The sequence below is a fragment of the Limnothrix sp. FACHB-881 genome, from assembly GCF_014698135.1.
Classification (GTDB): domain Bacteria; phylum Cyanobacteriota; class Cyanobacteriia; order CACIAM-69d; family CACIAM-69d; genus CACIAM-69d.
In genome coordinates, this window is sequence record NZ_JACJSN010000005.1 from 178,578 (window position 1) to 190,592 (window position 12,015).

General features: G+C 55.9%; 7 protein-coding genes. 1 reads left to right on the forward strand and 6 read right to left on the reverse strand.

Annotation, left to right across the window (positions count from 1 at the left end; genetic code table 11):
* Nucleotides 1-96: 96 nt before the first annotated feature.
* The 5 genes from H6G52_RS07125 to H6G52_RS07145 all read right to left on the reverse strand — a co-directional run bounded on the left by H6G52_RS07125 (nucleotide 97) and on the right by H6G52_RS07145 (nucleotide 10,296).
* Nucleotides 97-2,649: a mannose-1-phosphate guanyltransferase gene (locus H6G52_RS07125; protein ID WP_190355339.1), complete on the reverse strand. Its 2,553-nt coding sequence runs from the start codon at nucleotides 2,647-2,649 to the stop codon at nucleotides 97-99.
* A gap of 333 nt (nucleotides 2,650-2,982) precedes the next feature.
* Nucleotides 2,983-4,185, reverse strand: coding sequence for a magnesium/cobalt transporter CorA (gene corA, locus H6G52_RS07130; RefSeq protein WP_190527360.1), 1,203 nt, complete (start codon nucleotides 4,183-4,185; stop codon nucleotides 2,983-2,985).
* Between the two features lie 230 nt (nucleotides 4,186-4,415).
* Nucleotides 4,416-7,193: an S-layer homology domain-containing protein gene (locus tag H6G52_RS07135; RefSeq protein WP_190527362.1), complete on the reverse strand. Its 2,778-nt coding sequence runs from the start codon at nucleotides 7,191-7,193 to the stop codon at nucleotides 4,416-4,418.
* Nucleotides 7,194-7,424: 231 nt separating this feature from the next.
* Nucleotides 7,425-9,554 carry an S-layer homology domain-containing protein gene (locus H6G52_RS07140; RefSeq protein ID WP_190527364.1) on the reverse strand — a complete coding sequence of 710 codons (2,130 nt, stop codon included), beginning with the start codon at nucleotides 9,552-9,554 and terminating at the stop codon, nucleotides 7,425-7,427.
* A gap of 274 nt (nucleotides 9,555-9,828) precedes the next feature.
* Complete coding sequence (locus tag H6G52_RS07145; protein WP_190355342.1) at nucleotides 9,829-10,296, reverse strand: DUF4079 domain-containing protein; 468 nt, start codon at nucleotides 10,294-10,296, stop codon at nucleotides 9,829-9,831.
* 200 nt (nucleotides 10,297-10,496) lie between these two features.
* On the opposite strand from H6G52_RS07145, the gene H6G52_RS07150 reads away from it, so the two are divergent.
* Nucleotides 10,497-11,108 carry a nitroreductase family protein gene (locus H6G52_RS07150; protein ID WP_190527366.1) on the forward strand — a complete coding sequence of 204 codons (612 nt, stop codon included), beginning with the start codon at nucleotides 10,497-10,499 and terminating at the stop codon, nucleotides 11,106-11,108.
* Between the two features lie 125 nt (nucleotides 11,109-11,233).
* Here the strand turns inward: H6G52_RS07150 and H6G52_RS07155 are convergent, their stop codons facing one another.
* Entirely contained in the window at nucleotides 11,234-11,971 is a 738-nt protein-coding gene (locus H6G52_RS07155; RefSeq protein WP_099535562.1) for a proteasome-type protease, read from the reverse strand.
* Nucleotides 11,972-12,015 lie beyond the last annotated feature (44 nt).

Here is a 12,015-nt window from a genome sequence, read left to right on the forward strand (position 1 = left end):
TCACGACCTAATTCACGACTCCCTAGCCAAGGCAACATCTAGCCTCAAAGCGATGATTACCCTTTCTTCAGATGAAATGCGCTAGGTCAAAATGCGTTAGGCCAAAACGCGGTTTTCAAACTCCACAATTTCTTCAATTCCCCGATCGCGCGCAATGAATTCCTGCACCAATTGGCGATAGTCCCGCAGGGTCAGCTCCACCCATTCTCGACTGGGGCTATCAGCAATTAAATGCACCAGGGGTTCACTGGCATCAGGCAGCACCAGGATCCAACTGTCCCGCGCGCGATCGTGGACTTTGATCCCATCAATCATTTCCAAGGTGCTGGGCGAGTGGGATTCAACCAAGTGGCGCATCAAGGCTCCCTTCACCGTCCAGGGACAGCGCACCGTGAAGTATTTGTGATAGATGCGGGGCAAACTGTCGGCTCGCAAATCCGCTAAGGTGCGCTCTTGAATTGCCAATAATTCGATGAGTTTGGCAACACAGAACATGGCATCAAAACCCGGGTGCAATTCTGGAAAAATGAAACCCATATCCCCACTGCCGCCCAGCACAACGTTGGGATAAGCACGACAGGTTTCCATCAGGGCAGTGGGATTACATTTTGTGCGAATGACGCGGCCATCGTGGCGGCGGGCAATTTGTTCGATCACGCCCGAAGCCCGCGCGGGAACCGCCACGGACGATCGGGGATGGGCCGCCAAAACGGCCTCCACCATCAATGCCGTCAGCGCCTCCCCACGAATGAGGCCACCGGCCTCATCGGCCAAAATTAACTGTTCCCCATTGGCCAAAATTTGGGCCCCAAAGGTGGCGGAAATCGCTTCCACCACGCGGCCGAGTTGCACCAACAGGGCTTCTCGGCCATCGGCATCGGCCACCATTTGGGTCAAGCTGGCATTTAGCACCACCGCTTCGCAACCAAACTTACTCAGCAGTTGGGGCAAAATAGCACCGGATACGGAATAGGCATAGTCCACCACCACCTTGGCGTTGCTGTAGCGAATGGCTTCTAGGTTGAGGTGTTTTTCAAAGCAACTGCGGTAGATTTCAAGGGTTTGGCTGGGGTAAAAAACATCGCCAATTTCGTCAATTTGCACCCGGCGCAAATCTTCTTTGAAATAGGCTCCTTCGATTTTTTTCTCTTTGCCTTTGGAGAGGTTAATGCCCTTGTCGTCAAAAAATTCAATGGCGGCGCGATCGGGGCGATCGGGATCAATGCGCACATGCACACCGCCCACCACTCCCAAGGTGGGCACAACACTCCGAGCCACGGGAATCGGCGTGGCCTCCAGGTTTTGGACATTGACCCCCACGGACATCAGGCCGGAAATGAACGATCGCGTCACCATCCGCGAGATGCTGCGTTGGTCACGCGAAACGGTCACCTGTGCGCCCGGTTGCAGGGTGGAACCATAGGCGGCTCCCAGTTTGACGGCAAATTCTGGCGTGATGTCAATGTTGGCTAAGCCAGCCACGCCGCGCTGACCAAACAGGTTGCGGTGGGCGGTTTGGCCCCAAATTAAATCCAAATTGAGGATGGCTCCCGACTCAATATGTTTGCTGGGCCAAACACGCACCAGGCTGTTGATTTGGGACTCTTCGCCCACCATGGACAGGGAGCCGATCGCCACGCCTTCAAACACCCGGGCCCGGCGATCGATTCGCACCCCTCGGGCGATCGTGCAGGCGTAGAGGTGGGCTTCTTCGCCAATGATCACCCCGTTCCAAATGATGGGGCGCTTGAGATCCGCTTCGGTGCCGATCGTGACGTTATCGCCAATGACCGTGCCGGACTCGATCGTGGCACGGGGGCCAATTCGGCAGTTGTGACCAATCAAAACGGGGGGCACAATTTTGGCGCGATCGTCGATCGCGGTATTTTCGCCCACCCACAAACCCGGCGAAATCATTTGATAGGCGAAATCCAGTTTGACCTTGCCGTGGAGGGCCGCATAGTGGGCTTCGCGATAGGTGTCCAAATGCCCCACATCGCACCAATAGCCCTCGGCAATATAGCCATAAATGGGTTCTCCTTCGGCCAGCAGCAGGGGAAATAAATCGGTAGAAAAGTCCGCTTCTTGATTACGTTCTAGATGGCGCAAAACTTCCGGCTCTAGAATATAAATTCCCGTGTTGATTGTGTCTGAAAAAATTTCGCTGGCCGATGGTTTTTCCAAAAAACGAACGATTCGCTGATCCGAGTCCACAATCACGGCCCCAAACTCAATTGGGTTGGGAACCCTTGTCAACACTAGGGTTGCTTTCGATTGCTTTTGGCGATGGAAGTCGATCGCTGCTTGTAAATTAAAATCCGTGATGCTGTCGCCACTAATGACCAAAAATGTACCGCTCAGCCACTCTTCCACGTTCTTCACTGAACCGGCCGTGCCGAGGGGTTGATCTTCCTCAACGGCATAGCTTAAACGCACACCAAAATCTGACCCATCTTGAAAATAGTCCCGAAAAATATCGGGTAAATAATGCAGGGTGGCGATAATTTCAAAAATGCCGTGGCGCTTGAGCAGGTTAATAATATGCTCAGCGATCGGGCGGTTCAAAATGGGAACCATTGGCTTGGGTAAGTCACAGGTCAATGGGCGCAGGCGCGTTCCAGAACCACCAGCCATTAACACTGCGCGCATAGCCACCTCCCGATCGGTGATTGCAAAATCCAGATCAATCGCGATTTATGCCGAAATAGGGGCCCGCAGCAAGAAGTTTTGGGCTTAATTGCACGAAGTGCGGCTACTGCCCGATCGGCTGAGACTTAAACCGGTTCAGTTTCATTATGGCCCGGTTCTTCGATCCCTGAGCCGCTCGATCGTGCTTCGCAATGGTGGGGTTAATCTTCGATCCAGATCGCTCTCGATCCAGATCATCCTTAACCCACTGAACCCCGATTTTCCCATTGCCCAACTGCCCATGGCCCGAGCAGCCACCATCAGCGGCCACAATCAACAGCACCCACCAGTTTCCTAAAAAGAATTCTTGAACCAGCCTCTTCGCCAAAAATACAGCACCAATCCACAGGCAGTGACAATCATCACCAACCAACAGACAAGATAGCCATAGCGCCAATTCAATTCTGGCATATTCCAAGGCGAAGTTTCGGTATTGAAATTCATGCCATAGATCCCCGCCAAAAAGGTGAGGGGAATAAAAATTGCCGAAACAATTGTTAACACCTTCATGATTTCATTCATGCGATTGCTGACAGCGGACATGTATAAATTCATCAGGTTCACAGTCAATTCTTGATAGAGCGTGACCACATCCAAAATATCCGTGGCATGTTCATAACACTCTTGCAAATAAGCCCGCACGTCTGGGCTGATTAGGGGATGTTGTTCGCGCATCAACAGGGCGATCGCGTGGGTTTGGGGAGCCATCCACCGCCGTAGGGTCAACAAATCGCGCTCAATCATATAAATTTCGCGCATTAATTTGCGATCGGGTTCAAACAAAATGGCGCATTCCAATCGTTCAATTTCCTGGGCGTAATAATCCATGGCGGGATAGCACCCATCCACGATCGCATCCAAAAGGGCACATAGCAAATAATCCGATCCCATCCGCCGAATAATGCCGCGATCGGTTCGGAGGCGTTCTCGCACGGGTTCTAGGGCATCGTGCTCCGATTCTTCTTGCACGGTTACAACATAATTGCTGCCCAACAAAAGGCTGACTTGTTCTGTGAAATAACCGCCACCTTTGCCCCTGGGTGACAACATATGCACCAACACCAAGATACGATCGTCCTCAAATTCCACCTTGGGCCGTTGGGGCACATTGGCAATATCTTCCAAGGTGAGGGCATGGAGGCGAAACACTTGCCCCAACTGGCGCAACACCTCCTCGGAACCCAGCCCTTGCACATCCAACCAAGTGACCGATCCGGAATCGAGCAGGGGTTCACAGTCCGCAGGGGCAGCCAAAAGTTGCCGCTCCCAGTGGGTGCGACTGTAATCAATGGCGATTAGCTCCGACGGGGCGGCATCAGGGTCAATCCGCAACGTTCCCGGGGTACTGCCGGGTTCTTCGGCAAAAAAGTCTTCGGATCCGTCCTGGGTCCAGGGAAAAACGGCGGGCGGCACGATTTGCGCAGGAATGCCAAACAGCTTGGAGCGCCGCTGGCCACGCCAGAGTTTGAGGCGACGAGGAATGGCTTGGAAAGGCATGGGGGATTTTGAGCAGGTTTGCACCCCCATGTTGCCAAAATCACCCCAATTGCCAAGGGGGGATTAATGGCAATCTTGGGGCGATCTTGGGGCAATCTTGGGGCGATCTTGGGTTGAAATCCTGAAGACAAGAGGCTAAATTTTCTTGCCTGCGATGGTTTGGACGAAATCATTAGCGATCGCCCTAAACAAGCGCTCTCGATCACCGTCTTCGATCGTCTGATGGGATCTCAAGTGGGCAGGGGAGCCGGTTGGCTGATCATGTCGGAGTTCAGGGGTTTGAGCCGGCCGCTGGCGACCAGAGCTTGGTAAAGCATGACGACAACTTCCGCCCGGGTTGCGGTGCGATCGGGATCGAGCCGCTGGGGATCGGGATAGTTCACCAACAACCGGCGACGCAGGGCGGTGGCCACCTTGGGTTGGGCCCAAGCGGGAATGGCCGCACGATCGCTCAAGCTATTGAGCACCGCCACGGCTTCATCGGCCCACCTTAACCCGCTTACCAAGGCCACGGCCACTTGCAGCCGCTTGAGGGGGCCATCTGGCTGAAATTGATCGGCTCCCATGCCCGAAAGAAACTCGGCCGCATAGGCTTGCTCAATGGCGCGATCGGCCCAGTGACCTCGGGGCACATCCCGAAACGCCTTGGCAGGTCGCCGGGCTAGGGGTTTGATGGCGGCAGTTACCAGCACGGCAAATTGGGCCCGCGTCATGGGGTCATTGGGGCGAAAAGTGCCGTCTTTGTAGCCGCTGATCCAACCCTCGATCGCGAAGGCTTCCACAAAATGCCGGGCCCAATGTCCCTCCAAATCGGCAAACAGGGGCAAGGTGCTGGGGTCGATCGGCTGCACAATATGCTCGGAATTTAGCGGCGGAACGGTTCCCCGCGCCGCCAGGGCCTGGTGAATCAGGGTAGCCAACTCTCCCCGAGTGAGGGGATCTTGGGCCCGAATCTGGCGTTTTTGGGGATAGTTCACCACCATGCGCCGCTCTGTGGCCGTGGCGATCGCCCCCGTTGCATAGGGAGGAATGGTGGCCCGGTCTTGGTACAGCCCCAGCAGTTTCAGATCGCCCGCCGGTAACCCCAAACCATTCACCAGGGCGGTCATCGCATCGCCGCGCCGAATTTCCGCATTGGGCAAGAAGCGATCGCCCTGATAGCCCGTTAAGAATCCCATTCGCCAGGCCTTTTGCACCGCCCCATGGGCCCAATGGTTGCTGGGCACATCCACAAACGATCGCTCCGCCCTCCGCAGGGGTAAATCAAACGCCCGACCCAATACCGCCGAAAACTCCGCCCGGCTGATGGTGTTGTTGGGGCGAAAAGAGCCGTCTTCATAGCCCCCCATGACTTTGCGATCGCGCAGGATCTGAATGAAGTCTTTCGCCCAGTGCTCGGACACATCATCGATCGGGTCGGGTCGCGGGATCGGCAACGGATTAGGAAACATGTCCTTTTCAAAGTCCGCAAACTTTTGGGAGAGGGCCTGCCCAATCCCGTAGATGGTTGGCAACTGACCCCGCGTTTTCAGAATTTGATTGACCTCCACGTTGGTCACATCGGCCAAGTTGCGCCCCCCTTGAATGGCGATCGCCGCCGCAATCCCCAAACCTTGGCCCACGCCCGCATTCAACTCCACAATCCGCCCGGCCGCCGGGGCAATGCCGAAATAACCAGAAGCCGGACTCACCACCGCCACATTGGGCACGGATTTAGAAATGGCGTGGCGAATGCCGTAGTTAAACACCGGCACTGGCTCCGCCAAAAATTGCAAACTCTTGTGATTTTTAGCCAGCGCTTTTTTGCCCAGGCCAGGAATGCCGCCCCGCACATCGAATTTGTAGCAGAACGTGCCCAGGGCCTCACGGGTGGGCAAACCGCCCGCCAGCATTTGGGCCCCAGAAAAGGGGTGAATGGGATCGACCATGCTGCCGGCATAGCGAATGTACAGCTCATGGGCCGGGGTCACGGCGATTTGTTGCCCAAAGCTCTTGAGCCACCGACTCACATGCTCCACTTCCTGCTGCATCCGGGCGGTGGGCAGTCCGGCATTTTGGGCCAAGGCCTCCGCTTCGTTGGCGGTCACAAAACAAAGCAGTGCGTTCCAGGACATGCGCCCGCCCGGCAGCACGGCAATGTTCGGTGAGTCGAGAATGAATTTGGTTTGCTCCAAATTCCAGGCGGTTCCGCGATAGGCGTGATAGAGCACCGAGAGGACATGGCAGCGCACATCGATGTAGTCGGGGCCAACCACCATGGTCATCGGTCGGCCGGCGCTATCTTGCATTCGGGAGATGAACCACTGCACGCGCTTGGGATCGCCGCCGGCCGCGATCGAGAGATATTTTTGGGCTTCGATATCCTTGGGATTACAGAATCGTTGGATCCAACCCGCCTCGGCCCGGCGCAGGAAGTCTACGGTGAGGCCCTGGGTCTCGAAAACCAGCGAAACGGGCAGGGCTGAATCGGGTAGCCCCAACGTGCCAAAGCCTCGGACGGTCAGGCCCTGGGCCCTTTGCAAGAGGCCCGCATTCACGGTGGAATCGATGAATTGCTTGGCTTGGAAGGTGTCGCCATCGTCGGTGGTGATGGACAGAAGCCGATCACCCGTTTTTTGAACGCGGCTAATTTTTGCCTGGTCAACAATATCCACGCCCGCTTCCAACAGCATTTCCCGCAGGGCCCGATCGCCCTTGCGCCAATCGAGACCCACTTCCACCACGCCCGATCGCTGCAAGAACTCCTGATATAGGCTGGCGGGATCGCCATAAAGACCCATGCCGTATTGTTCCCGGAGCTTAGGGGAGAGGTGGGTGCGGTCTAGGTAACACAGTTGTCCTCGGATTAGGTGGCCGCCCACGCCATAGCTGGTGTCGCCGGCCGTGAGCAGCAAGGTTTTGAGTGGTTGACCGCCCGATCGGGCCCGATATTCCCGGGCCGCCGCCACCAGGGCCAGAACCCCTGGCACTTCATCACCGTAACCAATCAGGTCATAGTCCCGAGTCATGGCAGGATTCACCGACGTTGCTTTGCTGGATTGCTGGACTGGATTGCTGGACTGGATTGCTGTTTCGCAGGGTGCTGCGGCGTGGCGGGGGAATCTGGGATGCTTGGTTGAGGGTGGGTTGCGGCCGATTACCCCTGCTGATCACGCCTCAGATCACGTTGGGCGATCGTGCACAACTCCCCATCAAGCCTCGATCGGCTCCCGATCGATCCCCGATTCCCCCCGATCGGCCTAAGCCGAAAGAACGTAGGGAGAATTAATGGCCGTTAAAGATCCATCCCGATCGCGCAGGGCCTGGTACAACATGGCCGCCACCTCCGCCCGCGTTGCAAACCGCTCGGGAGCAAAGGTGTTGGCACTGGGGTAACTGACCAACGCCTTGCGCTTCAAAACAGCCGCCACCTTGGGCCGGGCCCACTTGGCCACCGCTTCTCGATCGCTCAAGGCCGCCAAATCCGCCTCCGTGCCGTCCGGCCAATCCAAGCCACTGGCCAGGGCCACGGCGATTTGCACCTTTTGCAACGTGGCATCGGGGCTGAAGGTAGTTTCCGACGTGCCAGACATAAAGCCCGCCCGGTAGGCCTGCTGGATCGCCGCATTGCCCCAGAAGCTGGAATTCACGTCCGTAAAAGTTTTGCCCGGTCGCTCGGCCGGTGGATTAAAGACCTTGGCGATCGCGCTGGCAAACTGGGCGCGGGTCATGGTGGCATCGGGACGGAAGGATCCATCGGGGAAGCCCCCGATTAGTCCCCGATTCGCCAAGGCCTCGATGAACGGCTCTGCCCAGTGGTTGCGCGTGTCCGTAAAGGCCGGCAGCTTGGTATCGGGCTGTACGATGTAGGGCGATGTGAGGGCCGACGCTTGGTTCAGCAACACCCGTGCTTGATAAATCAAAGCGGCCACTTCGGCGCGGGTGATGTCTTCTAGGGGACGCAGGGCGTTCAGTTGGGGATAATTCACCACCAGGCGATTGGCCGTGGCCGTCGCGATCGGGTTGGTGGCGTAGCTGGGGATTTGCGCGCGATCGGCAAAATTGCCCAACAGATTCAGCGATCCACCCGACAGACCCAAACCATTGGTAATGGACAACAGGGCTTGGGTGCGGGTCAAGTTCTGGCCCGGGCGGAAGCTGTTATCTGGGAAACCGGAAATGAAGCCCATTTGGCTGGCCTTAGCAATCGCCCCGATCGCCCAAAAACCCGCTGGCACATCACTAAAACCAATGGGAGGTTTGACCAGCGGGCGATCGAACGCCTTCACCACTAGCGCCGCATATTCCGCCCGCGTCAACTTGTTATTGGGCCGGAAAGAGCCATCCTCAAACCCCTTCACCACCCCCTGGCTGATCAAAGCCCGAATGAAGGCCTCTGCCCAATGGCCCTTCAGATCGTCGATCGGGGTGGGCACAGGAACCGGCGTGGGTACGGGAACCGGCGTGGGAGTTGGGGTCGGTGAGGGGCCCGGCGACGGAATCGGCACAGGCGTAGGCGAAGGCGACACCGAACCGGACGAGGACACGGATCCCAACACCGTGCCAATTTGGTTGCCAACGGCCACGATCGTGTTCGTGGTGGCGTTTTGGATGTCGTACTTACCGTTAGCACGAAACACATTGTTGCCCGGTTGGCCAGTGCTGCCCAAGTCCGGCAGGGCCTGATTAATGACCGTCAGACCATCATCTCGGTTGTTCTCGATCGTATTGTTGCGCAAAATGGGGCGGGCCGTTTGGGAAGCCACCACACCGCTACGGTTCCCCGTAATCACATTGCCGCTGATCGTGGGGCTGGCGTTGCCCCCCACCGCAATCCCAAATCCCGTATTTCGGAAGGTGTTGCCGCGAATTGTGCCGCTAGAGTTCCGGTCGATCGACAAGCCATTACCGGAGTTGGTTTCAAACAAGTTCCCTTCCACCAGGGGCACACTGGAACCGCTGACGAACACCCCTTCCCGGTTGGAGTTCACAAAAGTATTGTTGGCGATCGTGGGGCGAGCCGACTCTACCCAAGCCGCCGTTCCCCGAGTTTCCGGATTGGTGGCCGTCACCCCCCGCAGGTGGGCATCATCCGTCAATAGAAAAAGGACATTTTGACCCGCAAAGGTGGGGCTAACATAGCGACCACTGCCCCGCACCAAAATGCCGCTGCCCTTCGTTCCTTCGTTGCCCACCACGGTCACCCCCGAAGGAACCGTCAGCGGGAATTCTTCGCCGCTGGTGCTGCTGTAAGTTCCCGCAGCCAGTTGCACCCGATCGCCCGCTTGGGTTTTGCGCAGGGCCGCCGCAATGGTCTTCAGCGGCGCACCCTGGGATCCATCAGCGCTGTCATTACCGCTGGTCGGGTTCACATAAAACGTCTGTGGCATGGTTGATATCGATGCTGTATTAACAACGGATGAAGGTGCTGCGGCCCCGGGCGAGGCGATCGCCCTTAAACGCCCTTAAACGCAGGTGGCGCAAGTTTGGGCCCAATTTGGCCATGGTAACGTTGCGATCGCCCGGACGGGCAGGGGGGAGCCGGCCTCCAAATTGGTGGCCACCCGGTCTCGATCGGCCCCACAGCAGGGGCCCAAAAAAACCGGCGCGATCGCACCGGCCGCCTACACAGGATCCATCAGGCTTTGGGTCAGCAACCTGCGCCTAGAAATTCTGCAAAATGCGCTGGAAAATATCCATTCCCGAAACCGCCTGCCAGCCAAACAGTCCCACAATTGCCACATTCAAACCAATGTGGGCATAGCGGGCCCAATCCTGACCCTTTTGCATCAACGGTGAAAGGGCCGCCGACACAGCAATCAGCCCCGTCATCCCCAAGCCTGCCAACAGGTGCGGCCCCACAAACAGCTTGTTGTTATTGATATAGGTCGCTGCCATCCCCCCGATCGTCCCCAACACCATCAGCGCCAAAATCAACGAACCGATTTGGTAGTGGCGATTGGCAAACTTCCCTTTAATCAACTCCTTGCGCACCTCCGCTTCCGCTGTCCGAGTCCGACGGGCCTGGACTCCCAAATACAGTGCATAAACCGTCAGACCCAGCAACACCCACATCAAAATCGGGTGAAACAAATTCAAATAGGGCTTAATGTCTTCGGGAATCAGATTCACGGTGTTTCTCCTAGTCGTCGCAGTTGCGGGCAATGTTACTAAACTTAACGCAGGGTGAGGAGAAATTTTCGTCGGTTTCGTTCCCCGGTTTGATTTCCCCACCCTGAGCTTGGACCAAAGTCGCTAGGAGGCGGCCCATGGCCTTGGCGACCCGCAAATTTCCCTTAAATTGAGTCGATTCACCCTATTCAGGACAGCTCATGGATACCCTGACCGCTATTCAGCAACGTCGCGCCGTCAAGCATTACGACCCCAATCATCAAATGTCTGAATCGGAAATTCAGACCCTAATGGAACATGTGTTGCTGTCGCCCACATCGTTCAATATTCAAAATTGGCGATTTGTGATTGTGGACGATCCCGAATTGCGCCAACAAATTCGGGCCGCCTCTTGGAATCAAGCCCAAGTGACCGATGCGTCCCTGTTGGTGTTGTTGTGTGGAAATTTGAACGCTTGGCAACAGCAACCGGAACGCTATTGGCAAAATGCCCCCGAAGCGGTTCGCCAACAACTGGTGCCGATGATTATTCAGTTCTATGAGGGAAGCGAGGCCCTGCAACGGGATGAAGCCATGCGTTCCTGTGGGATTGCGGCCCAAACCTTGATGTTGGCTGCCAAAGCCATGGGCTACGATACCTGTCCGATGATTGGTTTTGATCCCCAGGCGGTTGCTGACATTATTCAGCTACCGGCCGACCACCTAATTGGCATGATGATTACGGTAGGCAAGGCCGTGCAACCGGCGCGGGAACGGGGTGGCCAATTGCCCCTTTCAGAGGTGGTGATTCGCAACCAATTTCCCAGTGCTTAACTTTACCTAGTAGCGCGACAGGCTTAATACATTGGGTCAAAGTTGCGGAGCCAGTCGTTGTAACAAGGGGCTTAAGCCCCTTGTCTTCGATGAGTTGCGATGAGAATGAGTTGTAATGAGTTGGATTAGTTGGTATATTCCCACTCCAAATCGGGCATTTGATCAAAGGCCTTGCGCAAAGAAGCAGCCCATTCTTGCCCCACTTTGGCTAGGTAAGGATCGCCCGCCGGTAGCCGCAGCCGATGGCGAATTTCAAAGGAGTCTTTGCGATACATCACCATGTTGATCGGGGGGCCAACGGAAATATTGGACTTCATGGTGGAGTCTAGGGACAGCAACGCACACTTTGCTGCTGAGTTGAGGGGTGTGTTGAAGCTAACGGTGCGATCGAGGATGGGCTTTCCATACTTAGTTTCCCCAATTTGCAGAAATGGGGTTTCCACCGTGGCATGGATAAAATTGCCTTGGTTATAAATCAAAAATAGCTGGGGGCTTTCATCGCGAATTTGCCCCCCCAAGAGCAGGTTTCCCGAAAAATCCACATTGTCTTTGCGGAGCCACTCGGCATGTTCTTGGTGAATTTTTCGGAGGGTTTGACCCACATAATGGGCCAGATCATACATGCTGGCGAGGGAGTGGAGTGTGATGCTGGCTTGATTTTTTAAATCCTGTTCAAGATGGCTAATAACAGATTGGGTGAGAGATAAATTCCCGGAGGTGCAAACAACAACGACTCGATCGCCCGGTAAGGAAAAGTCAAATAACTTTTTATAAGTGGAAACATTATCAACACCGGCATTGGTGCGCGAATCGGCGGCCATCACCAATCCTTCCTGGGTAACAATGCCAAGGCAATAGGTCATAACGGCTTAGGACTCATTGTTCGACTGCCTGAATCTACCAGATT